Annotated in this window: 17 protein-coding genes and 1 tRNA gene; 13 read left to right on the plus strand and 5 right to left on the minus strand. The window is 54.4% G+C overall.

Going from position 1 to position 18,860, the window contains the following annotated elements; genetic code table 11:
• On the plus strand, positions 1-1,634 hold a 1,634-nt coding region (locus tag M1136_03630), incomplete at its 5' end, for an aldehyde ferredoxin oxidoreductase (protein MCL5074731.1).
• A gap of 77 nt (positions 1,635-1,711) precedes the next feature.
• Here M1136_03630 and M1136_03635 read toward each other — a convergent pair.
• Positions 1,712-2,455 (minus strand): hypothetical protein, encoded by a 744-nt coding sequence (locus tag M1136_03635; protein ID MCL5074732.1) that lies wholly within the window; start codon positions 2,453-2,455, stop codon positions 1,712-1,714.
• A 61-nt stretch (positions 2,456-2,516) separates the two neighbouring features.
• Positions 2,517-3,200 carry a hypothetical protein gene (locus M1136_03640; GenBank protein ID MCL5074733.1) on the minus strand — a complete coding sequence of 228 codons (684 nt, stop codon included), beginning with the start codon at positions 3,198-3,200 and terminating at the stop codon, positions 2,517-2,519.
• Between the two features lie 210 nt (positions 3,201-3,410).
• On the opposite strand from M1136_03640, the gene M1136_03645 reads away from it, so the two are divergent.
• Positions 3,411-3,486 (plus strand) — tRNA-Lys (locus M1136_03645).
• Between the two features lie 435 nt (positions 3,487-3,921).
• On the plus strand, positions 3,922-4,311 hold the full coding sequence (locus M1136_03650; GenBank protein MCL5074734.1) for a nucleotidyltransferase domain-containing protein: 390 nt from the start codon (positions 3,922-3,924) through the stop codon (positions 4,309-4,311).
• 490 nt (positions 4,312-4,801) lie between these two features.
• On the opposite strand, the gene M1136_03655 is transcribed toward M1136_03650, so the two are convergent.
• On the minus strand, positions 4,802-5,842 hold the full coding sequence (locus M1136_03655) for a HAMP domain-containing histidine kinase (GenBank protein MCL5074735.1): 1,041 nt from the start codon (positions 5,840-5,842) through the stop codon (positions 4,802-4,804).
• 211 nt (positions 5,843-6,053) lie between these two features.
• On the opposite strand from M1136_03655, the gene M1136_03660 reads away from it, so the two are divergent.
• The 4 genes from M1136_03660 (at position 6,054) to M1136_03675 (ending at position 8,004) form a co-directional block, all read left to right on the plus strand.
• A complete protein-coding gene (locus M1136_03660) occupies positions 6,054-6,260 on the plus strand; it encodes a hypothetical protein (protein ID MCL5074736.1) in 207 nt (68 codons plus the stop codon).
• A 113-nt stretch (positions 6,261-6,373) separates the two neighbouring features.
• Positions 6,374-6,811 carry a universal stress protein gene (locus M1136_03665; GenBank protein ID MCL5074737.1) on the plus strand — a complete coding sequence of 146 codons (438 nt, stop codon included), beginning with the start codon at positions 6,374-6,376 and terminating at the stop codon, positions 6,809-6,811.
• A gap of 75 nt (positions 6,812-6,886) precedes the next feature.
• Positions 6,887-7,315 carry an NAD-binding protein gene (locus M1136_03670; GenBank protein ID MCL5074738.1) on the plus strand — a complete coding sequence of 143 codons (429 nt, stop codon included), beginning with the start codon at positions 6,887-6,889 and terminating at the stop codon, positions 7,313-7,315.
• Between the two features lie 26 nt (positions 7,316-7,341).
• Complete coding sequence (locus M1136_03675; GenBank protein ID MCL5074739.1) at positions 7,342-8,004, plus strand: TrkA family potassium uptake protein; 663 nt, start codon at positions 7,342-7,344, stop codon at positions 8,002-8,004.
• A 19-nt stretch (positions 8,005-8,023) separates the two neighbouring features.
• Here the strand turns inward: M1136_03675 and M1136_03680 are convergent, their stop codons facing one another.
• Positions 8,024-8,563: an HNH endonuclease gene (locus tag M1136_03680; protein ID MCL5074740.1), complete on the minus strand. Its 540-nt coding sequence runs from the start codon at positions 8,561-8,563 to the stop codon at positions 8,024-8,026.
• 104 nt (positions 8,564-8,667) lie between these two features.
• Between M1136_03680 and M1136_03685 the strand changes: the two genes are divergently transcribed.
• The 6 genes from M1136_03685 to M1136_03710 all read left to right on the plus strand — a co-directional run bounded on the left by M1136_03685 (position 8,668) and on the right by M1136_03710 (position 18,593).
• A complete protein-coding gene (locus tag M1136_03685; GenBank protein ID MCL5074741.1) occupies positions 8,668-10,044 on the plus strand; it encodes a TldD/PmbA family protein in 1,377 nt (458 codons plus the stop codon).
• Complete coding sequence (locus M1136_03690; protein MCL5074742.1) at positions 10,044-11,339, plus strand: metallopeptidase TldD-related protein; 1,296 nt, start codon at positions 10,044-10,046, stop codon at positions 11,337-11,339. The genes M1136_03685 and M1136_03690 overlap by 1 nt, the downstream gene beginning before the upstream one ends.
• Before the next feature lie 193 nt (positions 11,340-11,532).
• Positions 11,533-12,792 carry a Glu/Leu/Phe/Val dehydrogenase gene (locus M1136_03695; protein MCL5074743.1) on the plus strand — a complete coding sequence of 420 codons (1,260 nt, stop codon included), beginning with the start codon at positions 11,533-11,535 and terminating at the stop codon, positions 12,790-12,792.
• 186 nt (positions 12,793-12,978) lie between these two features.
• The gene (locus tag M1136_03700; GenBank protein ID MCL5074744.1) at positions 12,979-16,644 is read left to right on the plus strand and encodes a DNA polymerase III subunit alpha; all 3,666 of its coding nucleotides are present in this window, start codon (positions 12,979-12,981) and stop codon (positions 16,642-16,644) included.
• Positions 16,645-16,681: 37 nt separating this feature from the next.
• The gene (locus M1136_03705) at positions 16,682-17,026 is read left to right on the plus strand and encodes a phage holin family protein (GenBank protein MCL5074745.1); all 345 of its coding nucleotides are present in this window, start codon (positions 16,682-16,684) and stop codon (positions 17,024-17,026) included.
• A 217-nt stretch (positions 17,027-17,243) separates the two neighbouring features.
• Positions 17,244-18,593 carry a YvcK family protein gene (locus tag M1136_03710; protein ID MCL5074746.1) on the plus strand — a complete coding sequence of 450 codons (1,350 nt, stop codon included), beginning with the start codon at positions 17,244-17,246 and terminating at the stop codon, positions 18,591-18,593.
• Positions 18,594-18,625: 32 nt separating this feature from the next.
• Here M1136_03710 and M1136_03715 read toward each other — a convergent pair whose 3' ends face one another.
• Positions 18,626-18,826 (minus strand): 4Fe-4S binding protein, encoded by a 201-nt coding sequence (locus M1136_03715; GenBank protein MCL5074747.1) that lies wholly within the window; start codon positions 18,824-18,826, stop codon positions 18,626-18,628.
• Positions 18,827-18,860: the final 34 nt, after the last annotated feature.

Consider the following 18,860-nt stretch of genomic DNA (forward strand, 5'->3'; position numbering starts at 1 on the left):
TCGGTGGCCGAGGATTGATAGCGCAGGTATTGCTCGATGAGGTGAATCCTGCCTGCGATCCTCTAGGTGCAAGCAATAAGTTAATCGTTGCTCCCGGTTTGCTTGGTGGCACACCCGTTTCCAGCGCGGGAAGGTTGTCGGTCGGCGCTAAGAGCCCCCTCACTGGTGGCATTAAAGAGAGTAACGCTGGTGGTGTCCTGGGACATAAGCTGGCACGGCTTGATATCCACGGCATTATCGTTGAAGGCACCCCTAAGACAGATCGAATGTATCTGCTCTTCCTAAGCAAGGATAGGGCCGAATTGCAACTGGCTGATGAGCTGAAAGGACTGGGTTGTTATGCCGTAGCCGAGCGGTTACGGTCACGCTACGGAGAAGATATTGGACTGGCTATAATTGGCCCCATTGCCGAGCTGGGTGGGGCAATCGCCGGTGTAGCTATCACGGATATCGAGGGCAGACCATCACGTTACGCTGCTCGTGGTGGGCTCGGTGCAGTTATGGCCGTTAAAGGATTGAAGGCTATCATTGTCGACGACCGTGGTGGGCACAGCCCATCCCTGGCAGATAGAGAGGCTTTTCGCCAGCTCAACCGGGAATTAGCCCGCTTGCTGCGGGAAAATCCGATCACCGGCGAATCCTATCCCAAATATGGTACGGCCGGTGTGCTCAGCTTAGTGAACGAGCGGGGCGGCTTACCGACACGGAATTTCAGTCAGGGCCGCTTCGAGCAAATGGAGCAGATCTGTGGCGAGACCCTGCACGACCTCATCCTCCAGAGGGATGGCGAAGGGCTGACTACGCACGGCTGCATGCCCGGCTGTATCATTCGCTGTTCCAATGTGGTTCCCGATGGGGATGGAAAGGAATCTATCTCCCCCCTTGAATTTGAGACACTGGGCATGTTGGGGAGCAACTGTGGCATAGGCGACATCGATGCTATCGCCGAACTGAACTATATTTGTAATGATCTCGGCATTGACACGATAGAGACAGGGGCAACCATCGGACTGGCCATGGAGGCAGGGGTAAGCAGGTTTGGCGATGTTCAGGGGGCCAAGTGGCTGCTCGAAGAGATAAGAAAGGGGACTACCCTCGGGCTGGTGCTACGCCAGGGGGCGGCCGTCACCGCTAAAGTCTTTGGGGTCAAGCGCATCCCAGTCGTCAAAGGACAGGCGATGGCCGCTTACGATCCGCGTACTATAAAGGGCAACGCCGTAACTTACGCCACCTCACCTATGGGCGCGGACCATACCGCCGGCAACACCATCCGCTTGAGGTGGGAGGGGCTGACAGCGACGGAGATCGTGGCTATGTCACGCAAGGCCCAGATAGCGGCGGCGGCTTACGACTCCCTCGGACTCTGTGTGTTCGTCGGGCCAGTCCTGAGCTCCCGTCCTGAGCTGACGATGGGCTTGTTCAAGGCCCGCTATGGTCTGGAGGTGGGGCCCGACTACTTCACTGATCTAGGGAAGCAGGTGCTTCGGATGGAGAAGGAATTCAACCGCCAAGCCGGACTCACGGCCGATGGACTGCCGGAGATCTTCACCTCTGAGCCGCTGCCTCCACTCAATGTGGTGTTCGACATTCCACCTGAGGAGCTGGCCAAGACGCTAGCCTTCACAGAAAGCTAGTACCCCTTGGGCGCGATAGGGTTAACCCCTTCGTTTTGGCCCGGAGTAGGGGCGAGCGGCCGGTCGCCCCTATCCTGTTAGCCGAGCATTCCCTGAGTGCGGCGGCTGTACACCTCGTCCAGAGCGCTACTCAAGTCACGTAGCTGGCTGGCACGTTCTTGTAGCTCAGCCGTCGCCTGCCGTATCCTATCTCCCTTGAGATCTCTATTAGCAATGACGAGTTGTACATTGGAGTAGAGACTGCTCATCTGGGCCAAGGTAGTCTCGATGGAGGCGGCTATGTCCTTCATCAGGCTGTCCAGCTTATCCAGGTCAGCCAGTTGCTGCTCTTGTGCGGCAGTCAGCTCCTCCTGCCCTCGTATTCTGGCCTCCAGGTGTAATCTCTCCCGGTCACCTTGCAATAGCGTATCGGTCTGGTAGCTCTCCAGGCGTTTGACCAGGCCAAAGATGGCCGCTACAGATTCATCCATCTGGCTGGTGATGGCCGCCAGGGTAGACTGTAATTCAGGCGAAGTCACCTGGCGGATCGCTCGACGGATGGCTGTCTGATAGGAGAGGGCACGATCGATCGTCTGGCGCATGCGACGAGTACGCAGCTGGCTGAGATCAATGCCAGCCGAGAGAGCCTCACGCATTCTCTCGGTGCTCTTGAAACTGTCGAACAGCATCAGGCCAACGGCGATCGTTCCAAAGATGAGCAAAGTGGTGAGGCAGATCAGATTTCGCTGGAAGAAGAACAGGGTGACCATAAGTCCCAGAAAGGTGATGAGGAGTGCGGTCAGCGTCTGCCAGCGCCGCAGGGCATAGAGAAAGACAGCCATCGGAACCTCCGTTGTTCAATGGTCTCGAAGAAGAAAGTTTGTTCTCCAGGTAGCCCGAAGCCTAGGCCTTCTTTAGACGCGCTTCCCTTTCAGCCAGCTGAGCCTCAATCTCATCGCTCTCCAGCAGGGCAGCGATGCGAGCATCGGTGGCGGTAGCAGCAGCCTCAACCCTGCCCTCGGCCAGCTCTGCCTCCTGCCGCGCCCGCTCCAGCATCTCTTCGGTGCGGGTGGTTCCAGGAGTGACCATATGGACACCCGCCTGGGCTTTATAGCGCAACTCGGCCGCCCGCTTTTGCTCCAGCAGCACCACCAGCTCTTCCCGCTTCGCCTTGGTCACCTCGATTTGAGTTTCCAGCCTGGCCCGCGCATCGGCCAGCTTTTGGACCTCGCCCTGCGCCTGCGCCAGATTCTCCTTGAGGTCCTCCAAAAGGCGTCTCTTGGTGTTGAGAAGCCCTTGCCTGGTCGCCGCCAGGCCCCGCTCGTTCTTCTCGAGGAGCCGATCGACCTCGCCGTCCAGATTAGCGCATTCAGCCTCCAGCTCCCCGATCTGGCGGGCGAGGGTCTTGACCCGTCCTCGCTCAACGCCCTCGGCCATCACCAGCGCATCCAGGGAGCCATTCATGCGATTGACGTACTCGTCAAACACAGCCACGCTGTTCAGGCTCAGGGCACGATCCAACAGGCTATTAACGTTGGCACTGACAAAAATACCGACCTTGTCCAAGATTGATTGATACGCTGGCATCTTGCCTCCTCCTCTTGAGAACTATTAATCGACCATCTTGCGCTAAGCCGCTGCGCTCCCACAACCGAGGGCGATAAGAGGATTATTCTAAGCCCCAATATAAATCACTAAAGGGGCTTTGTCAAAGAAGAAGTTGAATATCTTCATAATGGACTGACCTTGACAGGGAGGGGACGAGCTGATTATAATTGTAATTGCTGAAGGGAGAATGGGCCGCTAGCTCAATTGGCAGAGCAATTGACTCTTAATCAATCGGTTGCAGGTTCGAGTCCTGCGCGGCTCACCAAACGTAGAATTCAAGAGGAAAAGGCTGACCAGGCCTCTGGAAAGCCGCTAGTCAGTTGGTCTCTTATCCAGCCCCATCTTCGTTTCTTACCCCCTTTTTGCCAAGCTGTCAAGGTTTTTGTTGTCGCCCAGGTGGAATGATACCTTAAGTGTGCAGCAGAAATGATACCGTAAGCCCGATGGTGTAGCATCTCCATTAAAGGAGGTGCTGCTTTGTGAAGGAAAGAGATTGGCTCAAGGTGTTAGAGAGGCACAAGGTGCTTACATCGGCCAGGGAGAGACGGATAACTTAGAGACAAGCGGTGGAGAGCCTGTGCCCTTCCCAACGAGAGCCAATGGCAGATAACCTTTTAAATTCCAAAAACAATGGCTTTAAGGTATAATGAGCTCATAAATAGAGTGCAAGGTGCTATCTGACTTTGCGAAGAGATATTCAATGGCGACTCAAACAAAAGCTTATCAAAAATCAATTGAGCAACTGAAGAGGGAAATACTGTCCCGCATAGGCGATAGAATAGATTCCATCGTGCTGTACGGCTCTGCCGCAAGAGGTGAGTATCGCCCTCTGGAGAGCGACATAGACATCCTTGTCATTGCTGAGGATGATAACAGTTCTCTAAAGGCCGAAATCTCTTCGGTGATAGGCGAGATAGATCTGAGAAATGCAACAGCTACCAGCCTTGTTTACCTTTCCAGAAGCAATTTCAGGAGCTACCTTGGATGGGGCTCTCCTCTCCTTGAAAGCGTACTCGAGGAGGGTGTCATCCTCTATGACAACGGAACCTTCGAGCTAGTTCGTAGAAGCCTCGTTAAAGCGAGCAAATGAAGCTTTAAGGGGCGCAAGAATCCTGCTCAATGATGGTGAGCTTTTCGGAGCAGTATCAAGAGCCTACTATTGCGTTTTCCATGCGGCCAAGGCTGTCCTCTTTTCCAGAGGCATCACTGCCAAGAGCCACCCCGCTGTCAGGTCTCTGTTCGGCGAACACATCGTCAAACCCGGCATAATGGACAGGCGATTTGCCGACACACTAAGAGATGTTTTTAATGCGAGACAGCTTGGCGATTACGAGGTCTACGCTGAATTTGGCAGAGATGAGATCGAAGCACTTGTAAACCGTGCTGAGTACTTCCTGAACGCAGCCACCGATGTCTTAAAGAAAAGGGGACGAACTGCCAGAATCAGGTTCGTCTGGGGTCACCACTGATGAGGACCCGCTTAAGGCTTTGGATGGGAGATTACCTGAGGTGGGATGGATCGCTGACCGTCAACCGAAGGAATTCCAGGGCTGAGCGAAGTATCCAGTTAATGATGTCATTTATTGGGTATGACAGGGCAGGGTGAAACGGAAACAACTACCCTGCCCGGGCCGACTTTCCACCTCAATCCTTCCCCCCTGCATCTCCACCAGGTTCTTGGTGATGAAGAGGCCGAGCCCAACCCCCTCGATCACCCTGGTGTCCGACAAGCCAACACGGGAGAATGACTCAAAAAGTCTGGGTAAATCTTCCGCTGGAATGCCGATGCCCTGGTCGCAGACGCTGATTTCCACAAACGCCCCACTGTTCCCCAAACTCATGCCAGGCGGGAAGTCGGTTAGGGGACGAGCCATCACCGTTACCTCGCCCCCGGCCGGTGAATACTTGATGGCGTTTCCCACCAGATTGGTGAGGATCTGGAAGAGCCTGTCTTTGTCGGCCAAGACCAGGGGCAAATCCCCTGCTAAGGTAGCCTTAAGGGTATGCTTATCCGTCTGAGATCGAAAGACCTCTACGCAGCGATTGATAAGCGGCCGCAGGTCGAGTGGCTCTTTATGGAGCTCCACCTTGCCCGCTTCGAGGCGAGAGATATCCAGTAGATCGTTGATGATCCTAGTGAGTTGCTGCGCTTCCTGATGAATCGTCTCCAGCCAGAGCTGTTGTGTCTCCGCTGAGACCTGGCGCGTGAGTAAGAGTTCGCTGAAGCCGTTGATCACGGTCATGGGGGTGCGCAGCTCGTGGGAGACGATGGCCACGAGGTGATCTTTCGTACGGTTGAGCTCCTGGAGATAATGCTTGTGCGCCTCCTCTTTTATCCGCTGCTGCTCCATCTTGTACAGGAAATACAGGATCAGCATCGTGACTAGCGCTGTGGGTGCCTCGGTCAGGTCATACAGGAAGGTAAGGATGAGGGAATCGTGGGATAGAAAAACCCCCACCGCGGTATGGATGAGAAAGAATACTGGTATCAGGAGGAAGATAAGTTTGAACCCGGCGCTGCCTGCTCGTCTCAGCTTGAGATAGAGCCACAAGCCCAATCCAAGAGAGGCGAAACCTACTACCAGGTTCGCCAATTCGATCAGGTCTTGGGCATCATCCATTTATGGATTATCTCCCTCTATCGAGTCCGGCTTTTAGTAAGATTATACATCTTTCGCCATTAACCTTCTATAGGTTAGCGTTGCGGAATATTTTAAGGGCTTGCCAGAAGAGGTTCTCCCTAGACTCTTCCAGTTTTATCTTGCACGGGAAGATAGCTAGTTGTATACTACTGGATAGGGGAAGAGAGACCTGGATAGTCTGTAGGTAGCGATGCGTACCTTCAACTTGACTGTTGGTTTGATCTCGTCACTCATTGGGGTGGCTATGATTGTCGCCGTCCTTCATTATCAGCAACACTGGGGGCTGGCGCTTGGCTTTGTTTTGGCCGCAGTCTTTCTCGTCAACGGGCTGGTACGCCTGTGGAATGTCCGGCGGATGAGTCGGACGGATGAAGAGACGAAACGAGGGCGCTTGTAAGGGTACGTTAAGGGCAAGGAGCGAGAGACGATGGCTCAAGGGCAAAAGGATAGAAACCTTTTGCCTTTTATGGTTTGGGCTGGGACTATCCTCAGTAGGGGGGAGGATGAACGATGAAGGTACGTAGGGTTCTCGTGCCAGTCAGCGGAAATAGGATCGATGCTGAAGTAGTGCGCACGGCCTGCAACATGGCTAAGAATAATAAAGCTCATGTTTATGTGATCTATGTGATTGAGGTGAACCGGGCACTACCCCTTGACGCCGAGATCGAGCCGGAGAGTCAAAAGGGAGAACAACTTCTGGATCAGGCTATGCAGATCGCTGAGGAGGCAGACTTCGACGATATAGACACAGAGCTTCTCCAGTCTCGTGACGTCGGTTCGGCGATAGTGGACGAAGCAGCGGAGAGGAGTGCTGACATCATCATCATGGGCATCCCTTATAAGAAACGCTTTGGTGAGTTCAGTATTGGCCGAACGGCGAACTACGTTTTGAAAAACGCTCCTTGCTATGTTTGGGTCCTGAGAGAACAGATCAGTGAGTTGGAATAGATGGTCCACCGAAGCCGACCTTTGTTTATCCAGGTTTGTTTATCCAGGACTGTCTCGGGTTAAAGGAGGGATAAAGTGCGTATAATTATACTTGGTTGTGGAAGGGTTGGCGCCAGGCTGGCTGCCATGTTGGACAGTGAAGGACACGACGTGACCATCATTGATATGAATAGCGAGGCCTTCCGCCGCTTAGGACCAGGCTTCGCAGGCAAAGCTATCGTCGGCATCGGCATCGATGAGGATGTGCTCAAGCGGGCTGGCATCGAACACGCTGATGCCTTCGTGGCGGTCACCAATGGCGATAATACAAATATTATGGCCTCTCAGATGGCCAGCCTGATCTTCAAGGTGCCGAAGGTGGTCACGCGCATCTATGATCCCATTCGCGAGGACACTTATCACACACTCGGATTGGAAACAGTCTGTCCTACAACTATCGGCGCCAACGCTTTTAGGGAAGCCATCCTGAGTTCCTCTCAGCAACAACAGGGGATGAATGGTTAGATGCAGTCGCGTTTAAGGAGGTCACCTTGTATATCATAATCGGTGGAGGGGGAAAGGTAGGTTATTACCTGGCTAAGGCCCTGATAAATGAGGGTCATGAGGTACTGGTGATTGAAAAGAATAAGAGGAAGTGTGATTGGATCGCTGATGATTTAGGCAGTGTTGTGTTACAGGGTGACGCCTGTGAGGCACGGACCCTGGCCGAGGCAGGCACGAACCGAGCCGATGTCGTTGTCGCCGTCACCGGTGATGATGAGGATAACCTAGTGATTTGCCAGATGGCCAAGAAGAAATTCAATGCGCCGCGGGCAATCGCTAGAATCAATAATCCCAAGAACGAGCAGATCTTCAAGATTCTCGGCATCGATGCCACGGTCAGTAGCACAGAATTGATCAGGTCTCAAATTCAGGAGGAGATACCCCGGCCGTCCCTACTTCATTGCCTGAAGCTACGACACGCCGATCTGGAAGTTGTAGAGGCCACCGTGTCGCCCCATTCCCTCTCTGTCGGTAAGTCTCTGCGTGAATTGAGGTTATCCCAGGATTTCGTGGTTCCCTTACTTATCAGAGATGGTCAGCTAATTTTCCCCACGGGGCAGACAATCCTTCAGGCCGGAGACGAGGTCATCGTCTTCACCAAGACGGGAGGGGAGGGACTCATCCGGCGTTTACTAACAGAGGGGACGTAGAGTTAGCGGGATACAGAAGTCAATTGCTAGCCATCTCCCATTCAGGGATGAATTTTTGCCACTCAACATTGAGCTGCAGGTAAGGACGCAAGACGTAGTAAACTGATGCCCGGGGCTGATAGGGCAGGCGCAGGAGGCGCATCCTGGCCTCCTCCAACGTCTTTGAGCCCTTACGATGGTTACAGAACTTGCAGGCGCTGACCAGGTTCTCCCAAACGTGCTTGCCACCCCGATTGCGGGGGACGACGTGGTCGAGGGTTAGATCCCTGGTCTTTGTTCCACAATATTGACAGGTATAGTTATCCCGCAGGAAAACCTCCCGGCGGGATAGTTTTACCTTAGGTCGCGGTCGTTTAATCATATAGACCAACCTGATCACCGAAGGACGGGGGAACTCTCGCGAGGGCGTACGCAGCACGCCCAAGCCATGCTCAAGAACCTCCGCCTTGCCCCGGTTGATCAGGACGATCGCTCGCCTTGTGTTACAAATATTGAGGGGCTCATAATTTTGGTTGAGAACCAGAACCGATGAACCTATTTCACTGAACCCTATGGACATAGCAGTTCTCCTCGCTCATAATGATATTCGTTTCCCCAAGCCGCTGTCAAGAGGGTTTCAGCAGAAATTATGAACTTGATCATATGTGAGGTACAATAGCGACGATGCATCTGGAATCCTTGAACTCTTTCCTGCCTGAGCTCATTACTGAAATAGAGCAGAGCGTTCCCTACGCAGCTGCTCTGGCGACGGCCATTTCCGGCGTTAACATCTTTGTCGATAACCACGAGCAGCGCGTGACCCAACGTGATCCAACGAAGGGGATTGTCCTTACAGTTTATAATGGCCGCTATTTCCAGGAGTACGCTACCACCACCCTGGATAAGGATGCTTTGTGGCGAGAGGCCAGGGGCTGGGCCAAGGGACTGACCAGATTCGACGATGGCCCACCACTTGCCCCTGCCTCTTCCCTCAACCATCATTATGTTTCGCCAATCGAGACCGACCCGGCCAGCGTTGCCTTGTCGGAGAAGTTCGCTTTCGTCGTCGCCTACCAGGCCAGAGCCAGGGAGGTTGACCCGTGCCTCATTAACGCCCAGGTGTCATATAGGGAGGCTGCGGAGGAGAAGGTCTTCGCTGACCGTACCAGGCTCTTATCCCAGGTCTTGAGCCGCACGCTCCTCTCAACGATGCTCTTCGTCAGCGATGGGGTGCGCACGGAGTATGATTGGCGTGTGACTGGTGGGACGGTCGGCTACGAGATCACCCGAGGTCAGGAGGATAAAATAGGGGAACTCAAAGAGTCGGCGCTGGCTCTCCTCTCGGCCGAGCGGATCGAGCCGGGTCTTTACGAGGTCATCGCCTCCCCCGATGTGGCCGGGTTGATCGCGCATGAGAGTTTCGGGCACGGCGTTGAACTGGACATGTTTCTGAAGGGCAGGGCCAGGGCTCGCGAATATATAGGGAAAATGGTCGCCTCACCTTTGGTTGATATGTTCGATGATCCCACCCTAGCGGGGGCCTACGGCACTTACCATTTTGACGACGAGGGGCAACTGGCCAGCCCGACCCAGATCATTCGCGCTGGCATTTTAGAAAGAGGCATCAGTGATCTACATTCAGCCCTGGTGCTCGGTGTACCGCCGACCGGCAATGGTCGGCGGGAGAGCTTCGCTCGCAAAGCTTATGCCCGTATGTCTAATACCTATTTTGCCTCCGCTCAATCAAAGGTTGAGGAGATGATAAGGAGCATCGATAAGGGTGTCTATCTCTGTCGGGCCCACAGTGGTATGGAGGATCCTAAGGATTGGGGCATCCAGCTGGTGGTTCACTACGGCCGGGAAATAGTGAATGGGCAGTTGACCGGCAGGGTCTTCTCCCCCATTGTGGTCAGCGGTTATGTGCCTGACATGTTGCAAAGCATCTCGGCCGTCGGCGATGATTGCACCTTGAGCAGTGGTCTCTGTGGTAAAGGACATAAGGAATATGTCCCTGTAAGTTCAGGAGGCCCCCACTTGAGGTTGAAGGTGAGGTTGGGTTGATGCTGGAGAGGATTAAAGGTGTTCTGGCTCAACGGGCCGATGTACACGACTGGACGCTCCGCTGGCAGATGAAGAAGGGCATCCAGCTCTACCTTGTTGGTGATCAGACGGAGAACCTGCGGAGCATCAGCACAGAACGCATGGTTTTGGACGTCCATCACGACCACAATGGCTTTCGGGGCTCCTCGAGCTTCATCATATTGCCGGGCGAGCTGGACACGCTGGCGGCCAAATTGGACGAAGCCGTCTTTATGGCCTCGCTCAGTCGGAACCCTCCCTATACCTTGCCGAGGCCGGCCGCCTGCCCAGATGTAGCCACCCTTGATGAGAGCGTCGTCGCTGATCCACTGGCCGCAGCCTGGACGATTCGGGATTCATTACTAGAGGCGTTGGCGACGGGGCCCAGGGTGAAGGTAAGCAGCATTGAGCTCTTCCTCAATCAGGTGGATACTCGGCTGCACAATAGCCAAGGGATTGAGGCCATCAAAAGCGGCACCGAGGTGATGGTAGATTTCGTTCTCATCGCCGCGAACGGCCACGTTGAATCAGAGGTGCACCTCGCCTTAGAGCGCCGCCAAGTGGCGGATCTGGATCTTGAGCATATTGCCCGACGCTATGCTCAATATGCTCACGATAGTCTGGGAGCCGTTCTACCGAAGACCGGACGCTATGCGGTGCTTGTCAGCGATGAGACCCTGGAGAACCTCTTTGAACCCTTCCTTTTTCATGCCTCGGCCGCGGCTAAATATCGGCAAATGAGTCGCTTCGCCTTGGGGGAGAGTATCTTTGGGGATCGCATGGTACGGGGAGATAAGTTGACCCTGACCAGCGATGCCACCATACCCTATGGCGTGCGCACCAGATCCTTCGATGATGAGGGTGTAGCTGGTCAGCAGGTCTGCCTGATACGCGCTGGCCTCCTAGAAAGATATTGGGCTACCCAGCGTTATGCTGACTACTTGCAGATAGCGGCTACGGGACAGCTGGGCAACATTGTCGTTGCGCCCGGAAGCGTGCCCTTCGCCGAACTGCGAGAGGGCGAAGGGACCCTTTATCATATCGTAGCCTTTTCTGACCTCCAGCCCGATCCAGTCACCGCTAACTTCGCCGCGGAGATCAGGTTGGGCTATCGGATCGATGGCCATAGCGTGGAGGCGATCAAAGGTGGATCGGTGAGTGGTAACGTCTTTGAGGCCTTCAGCGACGCCCATCTTTCGTCAGAGACTATCATGGTTGGCGCCTATAAAGGGCCGAGGGCGATCAGGTTCAGGGACCTCACTGTTGCCGGCGTGTAAGCTGTGGTCAATACCGCTCGCAGAGTCTTCGACCTAGCAAATCCCCCTTCTCCCGTCCTTCTCCGAAGGACGGGAGAAGGGGGTAGGAGGGATGAGGGTCTCTTTTGGCCAGATTGTTGACCGCCGCCTCTTTATGTTAAAATTCGTCTGCTTGTATCCCAAATATAGAGATCAGATTTAGGAGGATCGATTGATGGCTGCAGTCAAACCATCTGAGAGCGCTTTCGATATCGCCCAGCAGCAGTTCGACATGGCCGCGGATTTGCTTCACCTGGATCCCAACTTTCGTCATGTTTTGCGCGTTTGTAAAAGGGAGCTCACTGTAAACTTCCCCGTCAGGATGGATAATGGGGATATAAAGATATTTACCGGTTATCGCGTCCAGCATAATATCAACAGGGGGCCGGCTAAGGGGGGTATCAGGTACAACCCAGATGTAACCCTCGATGAGGTCAAGGCGCTAGCCATGTGGATGACCTGGAAGTGTGCGGTGGTCGGCATCCCCTTCGGTGGAGCTAAGGGCGGGGTGGTCTGCGATCCCAAGAAGATGTCCCTGGCTGAGCTGGAAAACCTCACGCGCCGTTACACTACCGAGATCGCGCTTCTCTTGGGCCCAGATAGTGATATCCCGGCGCCAGATGTGAATACCAACCCGACTGTTATGGGTTGGATAATGGATACCTACTCCATGCATAAGGGTTACTCTGTGCCGGCCGTAGTCACCGGCAAACCCATCTCTATCGGTGGATCCCTCGGTCGGAACGAGGCTACGGCGCGAGGCTGCACCTTCGTCATCCGTGAAGCGGTCAGACACCTGGGGATGCAACTGGAGGGAGCACGGGTGGTGGTGCAGGGCTATGGAAATGCTGGCTGTATAGCGGCGCAGCTATTAAATGCAGAAGGATGCAGGATTATTGCCGTAAGCGATTCCCAGGGCGGTGTCCACAATCCGAAGGGTCTGGACCCGAACAAGGTGCTGCACTATAAGAAAGAGACTGGATCGGTGGTGGGTTTTCCGGGTGCTGAAGTGATCACCAATGCCACATTGTTAGACCTGCCGTGTGACATCCTTGTGCCAGCGGCCATCGAGGGACAGATTACGGGGCGTAATGCTGACGGCGTCAAGGCCAGGATCGTTGCCGAAGCCGCCAACGGTCCTACCAGCCCCGATGCCGATAGAATTCTGGATGAGCGGGGCATCTTCGTCATCCCAGACATTCTGGCCAACGCCGGTGGGGTGACAGTATCCTACTTCGAATGGGTGCAAGGCTTACAGTCCTTTTTCTGGTCGGAGGATGAGGTCAACGAGAGGCTCAAAGAAATCATGATCAGGAGCTTCTACGACGTGCTCCGCTCCTCTGAGTCCAGGAAAATCAATATGCGCATGGCCGCCTACATGCTGGCTATCTCGCGCGTGGCCGAGGCCACCAGAATTCGGGGGATCTATCCCTAGTCTCCCCTGAAGCCTCCCCCGTATGTCCTCTCCCCTTGGGTGTAGCCTTGGCAAGGCGGGTTCGGTCGAATTCTTCGACCGAACCCGCCTTCATAAAAATAGCCCAAGACGACATAATTTTTGTCTTCTTCACCACTGTCTCTATGTTATAATGCCTGAGAGCAAGGCTATCCCCAGGAGCGTTTTATGGCTGATTTCGCCCACTTGCATGTCCATTCAGAATACTCCCTGCTCGATGGTCTCGGACGAATTGACGCTCTGTTAAAACGAGCCAAGGAGTTGGGTATGGAGGCCATGGCCATCACGGACCATGGCGCGATGTATGCAGCGGTGGACTTCTACTCCGCGGCGAAGGGGCTGGGCCTCAGACCCATCATCGGGTGCGAAGTTTACGTTGCTCCTCATAGCCGTTTCGATAAGCGCTCTAAGCTGGACGCTAATCCCTATCACCTGGTACTCCTGGCCATGGATCACCTGGGGTATCACAATTTATTACAGCTGGCCACCAAGGCCCAGCTGGAGGGTTTTTACTATAGGCCGCGTGTTGATAAAGAATTACTGGCTCAACACAGGCAGGGACTGGTGGCCCTCAGCGCCTGCGGCTCAGGCGAAATTCCCCGTTATCTCCTCCAGGGAGATACTAAAGCAGCCTACGAAGCCGCCGCCTGGTACAACGAAGTATATGGAGCAGGCAATTTCTATCTCGAGCTACAAGAACATGATGTTCCGCAGCTGACAGCGATCAACAAGGAGCTAGTGCGACTCGGTCACAAGATGGGTATACCGTTAGTGGCTACGAATGATGTCCACTATGTCTACCCTGACGATGCCTATGCTCAGGAGATTCTGCTTTGCATCCAGACCAACACTACTATAGAGGATCCCAAGCGGATGCGTTTGGTCGGTAACTCCTACTATGTGCGCTCGCCTGAGGAGATGATAGCCATCTTTGCTGAGGTGCCTGAGGCGATCATCAATACCCGGGCCATCGTGGAACGTTGCGATCTCCAACTGCTGTTCGGCCGTCTTCACCTGCCGGAGTTCCCCATTCCGGAGGGATACACGCCAGATACTTATCTGGAGCAGCTTTGTCGAGAGGGTTTGCGCCGGCGTTACCAGCAAATCACCTCGCAGCTCGAAGAGCGTCTGCGCTATGAGCTCTCAGTTATCGAAAAGACGGGATTCGCCTTATATATCCTTATCGTAGCCGATTTTGTCGCCTACGCTAGAGAGCATGGAATCCTTTTCGGCCCGCGGGGATCAGCGGCGGGCAGCATTGTCTGTCACTGCCTGGGCATCAGCGATATCGACCCGGTGCAGAATAATCTGGTCTTTGAGCGCTTCCTCAATATTGAGCGTAAAGAGATGCCTGATATTGATATGGATTTTGCCGATGATCGGCGAGACGAGATGATCGAATATGTTACCAAAAAATATGGCCGTGACCACGTGGCCCAGATCATCACCTTTGGTACCCTCGGTGCTAAGGCAGCTATTCGAGACGTAGGACGGGCTCTAGGTATGCCCTATGGTGCGGTAGATAATATAGCTAAATTGATCCCCCCATTGCCGGTAGGCATCACTATTGAGCAGTCTCTGCGGGAGAGCCGCGAGTTGCAACAACTCTACGAAACCGACGAGTCCATCAAACAGCTGGTGGATACGGCGCGTAGTCTGGAGGGTGTTGCCCGTCATGCCTCTACCCATGCGGCTGGCATCGTTATCTCGCGTGACCCCCTTATCGAGCATGTCCCTCTCCAGCGGGCGGGCAAGGGTGATAGCACCATGATGACCCAGTACTCTATGAATAACCTGGCCAAGATTGGGCTGCTGAAGATGGACTTTCTGGGGCTAGCCAACCTGACGATCCTGGGGCGGACGACGGAGATCATCAAGCAGGTCAGGGGCACCCAGGTTGATCTACGTGAGATCCCCCCCGATGATAAAAAGGTTTTCGAGATGTTGAGCAGCGGGGAAACGATGGGTATCTTTCAGCTGGAGGGTGCCGGCATGCGTCGGTACATCAAGGAATTGAAGCCGACGAGCATTGACGATCTGGCGGCGATGGTGGCCCTCTATCGCCCCGGTCCGATGGCCCATATTCCCCGCTTCATCCGCAGCAAGGCTGGATTGGAGCAGATAGAGTATCCCCATGCGGCGCTCGAACCTATCCTGAGAGATACCTATGGGGTCATCGTCTACCAGGAGCAGGTCCTGCAAATCGTGCAGGCCATCGCTGGCTATACTTTGGGACAAGCCGATATCCTGCGGAAGGCCATGGGGAAGAAGATCGCCGAGGAGATGCGGAAGCAACGCGGTAATTTCATTGAGGGGGCGAAGAAAAGAGGGATCGATCGAGAGACAGCGGCCAGGATCTTCGATCTCATTGAGCCGTTCGCCGGCTATGCCTTCAATCGGGCCCATGCTTATTGTTATGCGATGGTTGCCTATCAAACTGCCTATCTGAAGACCCACTATCCCATAGAGTATATGGCCGCGGTCCTGAGTACGAGCATGGGCAACGCTGAGAAGGTGGCCGCAGCCATCGCCGAGTGCCACCGTATGGGGATAAAGGTGCGTCCGCCAGATATTAACCGAAGCATGGCAGGCTTCACTATTGAGGGTGACCAGCATGGCCGAGCCATCCGCTTCGGCCTGGCGGCTGTAAAGAATTTGGGCGAAGGTCCCACCCAGGCCATCATTGCTGCCAGAAACCAGGGTGGACCATTTAAGGCGGTGGATGATTTCTGTCAAAGAGTTGATACACACCTGATCAATAAACGAGCGTTGGAGAGCCTGATCAAGGCGGGAGTGATGGACTGTCTCGGGCGGCGCAGCCAGCTGCTGGCGGTTCTTGATCGGATGATCGGGGTTGGTCAACAGGCGCAGCGGGCCGTTCGGAATGGGCAGACCAGCCTCTTTGCTCTTCTGGGAGACGCCGGTGCAGTGGGTATCCTCTTACCAGATATTCCTGAGGTACCGATCAAAGAGAGGTTGGCCGGGGAGAAGGAGCTACTTGGCGTCTACATAACTGAACATCCGATGCAACGGGCAGCTATGGATTTGCAGGATACCATTACGGCCTTCTGTGGACAGATCAATGAAGAGTTCGTTGGACAGCGGGTCACCGTGGCCGGGGTCATCAATGGTGTAAGAACGTTACTGACGAAGAAGCGCGAGAGAATGGTGACTGCCAGGCTTGATGACCTCCAAGGTAGCATCGAGGTAGTCGCCTTCCCTAAGGTTTATGAGCGGACGCAGGATCTCTGGCAGGAAGATAACGTTGCTATCGTGCGGGGCCGTGTTGAATCCAGGGGTGAACGCATCCAGATAGTCTGTGAAGCAGTATCACTACATCAGCCTCAGGAAACCCAGGAACCGAGAGGGGCAGAGCCTCAAGCAGTGAAGACGAGCGATAACCAACTTACCTCTGTGGACCGGCAAATTTCAGCTGAAGCGGCATCGTCGTTGCTGTCAGAAAGCCTGAAGGCGTCTTCAACCCTGTCTGCGCGCAACACACAGGCGGGTGATGTTTCTGAATGGGCTCCTGCTCCGCAGAGGGATAGTCAAGGGGTGGATCGCCCCCGTTATCGATTATCGATAACTATAATCCGCAGTGGGGATAACGAACGTGATTTAAAGCTGCTCCAGGAGGTCTATGCGCTGCTGGAACACTACAGTGGTGGGGCGGATCAAGTGCACCTTTGTATTGCTGCCAATGGGCACGAGCGGGTGGAGCTTGAACTACCTAGCTTGACAATCAGATATAGCAATCAATTGCTGAACAAATTGAGCGGGTTGCTGGGACGTGAGTCCTTAATCATCGAGAAGATCGAAGCGGACAAGGGCTAGCTGAAAGATTAGCTCTAGTCACCATCGGAGGAGAGTCGTGCAAGGGCTGCTACTGCGTTGGCTCATCAATTTTGTGGCGGTGCTCATCGCGGCTTGGCTGTTGCCTGAGAGCATTCGCTATGCGAATTGGCAGGGCGTAGCCATCTTTGCCGCAGTACTGGCCTTACTCAACGCCTTTGTGAAGCCGGTAATCGCCTTGATAACATGCCCCATCAACCTGTTGACCTTGGGATTATTTACTCTGGTGATCAATGCCCTGTTGTTCTGGCTGGCGGCCTATCTATCGCGGGGCTCACTTGACGTCAGCGGTTTTGGGGCCGCCTTTTTGGGAGCACTCATCGTCAGCGTTGTCAGTTTTGTGATGACTCGAACGATCAGGTGAAGATGAATGGTACTTTTTTCCTATTAATTAGTTTCAATTTCTCTTCCCAGGGCTCAGTTTATCTGTTATAATGGGGAACGTTCCGTAAGGTAGGGAGGCGCTTCCCTCCAGACGGAGGCCGCAGACGTAAGGTCAGCCTACGCCACAGATAGCTCTTCGGCCTGCCGTGAACCTTTCCAACATCTTCAATCCGGGATCAAAACGAGTGAGGGGATAGATGAGCTTTTTGAAGTGGCTCTACCCAGGCATGCACATCAAGCGCTGGTTGCTGCTACTACTACTCGGGATAACCTTCATCAGCCTGGGCATCGCCTATCTGATGGCTCATTTGTATCGTTCGCAACCATTTCCAGAATTTGTGGCCGTCCTAACCTTGCAGTTCATCGATCGTCCGATTCGGGGCCTGCTCTTTATCGGCATTGGACTCCTCATCGCTGTTCTGGCTTTTCTGCGGCTCAATCGTTCTATGCTCTCGGCCCTTCTCCCGGACAGCAGCGAGCACATCGTTGAGAGGATCTATCAACACCATTATCTGAAACGTGGCCCGCGCGTAGTGGCCATCGGTGGGGGCACTGGGTTGTCTACGCTCCTGCGGGGGCTTAAGGAGTACACGGTTAATCTGACCGCTATCGTCACTGTCGCCGATGATGGGGGGAGCTCTGGTCGCTTGCGACGAGAGCTAGGTGTCTTGCCACCTGGCGACTTCCGCCAGTGCATCGTAGCTTTAGCCGATGTTGAGCCCCTGATGACGAAGCTTTTTCAATACCGCTTCAGCGAAGGGTCGGATCTTCAGGGACATAGCTTTGGTAACCTCTTCATCGTCGCTATGATGGCTATCACGGGGAGTTTTGAGCGAGCCATACGTGAGGTGAGCCGCGTTCTGGCCGTGCGTGGTCGGATTTTGCCCTCTACCCTGTCTGATGTCACCCTCTGCGCCGAATTGGAAGATGAGGCGCTGGTGGCGGGTGAATCTCAGGTCGGCCAGAGCCAGAAGCCGATTAAGCGCGCCTTTCTGCAGCCGCATCATGTGGCTGCCTATCCCGAGGCGATCCGAGCCATTCTTCAGTCTGAGATGATCGTTGTTGGTCCGGGTAGCCTACACACGAGCATTCTACCGAACCTGTTGGTCGGGGATGTCGTCGAGGCGATTAAGTCCTCTAAGGCAGTCAAGGTGTACGTCTGCAACGTAGCTACGGAGAAGGGTGAGACTGATGGGTTCTCGGCCAGCGATCACCTGCAGACCTTAGTCACTCATCTGAATGACAACATCTTCGATTACGTAATCGTCAATGACAACTTCGCCATTCGAACTTCGGCAGAACAGGAAGTCGATCTGGTAAGGCTGAATGGCGAGCTCGTCGGTGATCACTATAAGGTCCTGGCCGCGGATGTGATCGATGTGCATAATCCTCTGCACCACGACCCCAAGAAATTGGCTCGTTCTCTGATGCGCATTTATTACGATAGGGCCAACGTTCAAAATGGCCGCCGTAACCAGAAGGACAATGCAGCGAAGAAGGGATCGCCCGGAGAACGGAGCAACACGGGCAAGTCCCCTAGCCAATAAGCCATGTCCCTCCCCATTCAGCACCAAGCTGATCAGGCCAACCTGATCGCTTTCAAGGGACAATGGGCGATGCATTTAGAGCAGCCGTGACAGCGCAATGGATCGGTAGTGGGCGGTGCATACGGCTCCTCCTGGTAAATAGCCCTGGTTGGGCATGTCCGCTTGATAAAGCAGATACCCCCATAGCACTGTTCCGGCCGACACCTGGCTGGATCAATGATCGCTTGAGGCACCGATTCCTCCTTTTGTCCCCTCATGAGGCAATGC

Source organism: Chloroflexota bacterium (genome assembly GCA_023475225.1).
Lineage (GTDB): Bacteria > Chloroflexota > UBA6077 > FW602-bin22 > JAMCVK01 > JAMCVK01.

Bases quoted from the DNA above. Each gene is read 5' to 3' on its own strand.
- M1136_03635 (MCL5074732.1), bottom strand. From the start codon at position 2,455: ATGGCTGTCTTTCTCTATGCCCTGCGGCGCTGGCAGACGCTGACCGCA.
- M1136_03640 (MCL5074733.1), bottom strand. From the start codon at position 3,200: ATGCCAGCGTATCAATCAATCTTGGACAAGGTCGGTATTTTTGTCAGT.
- M1136_03650 (MCL5074734.1), top strand. From the start codon at position 3,922: ATGGCGACTCAAACAAAAGCTTATCAAAAATCAATTGAGCAACTGAAG.
- M1136_03655 (MCL5074735.1), bottom strand. From the start codon at position 5,842: ATGGATGATGCCCAAGACCTGATCGAATTGGCGAACCTGGTAGTAGGT.
- M1136_03660 (MCL5074736.1), top strand. From the start codon at position 6,054: ATGCGTACCTTCAACTTGACTGTTGGTTTGATCTCGTCACTCATTGGG.
- M1136_03665 (MCL5074737.1), top strand. From the start codon at position 6,374: ATGAAGGTACGTAGGGTTCTCGTGCCAGTCAGCGGAAATAGGATCGAT.
- M1136_03680 (MCL5074740.1), bottom strand. From the start codon at position 8,563: ATGTCCATAGGGTTCAGTGAAATAGGTTCATCGGTTCTGGTTCTCAAC.
- M1136_03685 (MCL5074741.1), top strand. From the start codon at position 8,668: ATGCATCTGGAATCCTTGAACTCTTTCCTGCCTGAGCTCATTACTGAA.
- M1136_03690 (MCL5074742.1), top strand. From the start codon at position 10,044: ATGCTGGAGAGGATTAAAGGTGTTCTGGCTCAACGGGCCGATGTACAC.
- M1136_03695 (MCL5074743.1), top strand. From the start codon at position 11,533: ATGGCTGCAGTCAAACCATCTGAGAGCGCTTTCGATATCGCCCAGCAG.
- M1136_03700 (MCL5074744.1), top strand. From the start codon at position 12,979: ATGGCTGATTTCGCCCACTTGCATGTCCATTCAGAATACTCCCTGCTC.
- M1136_03710 (MCL5074746.1), top strand. From the start codon at position 17,244: ATGAGCTTTTTGAAGTGGCTCTACCCAGGCATGCACATCAAGCGCTGG.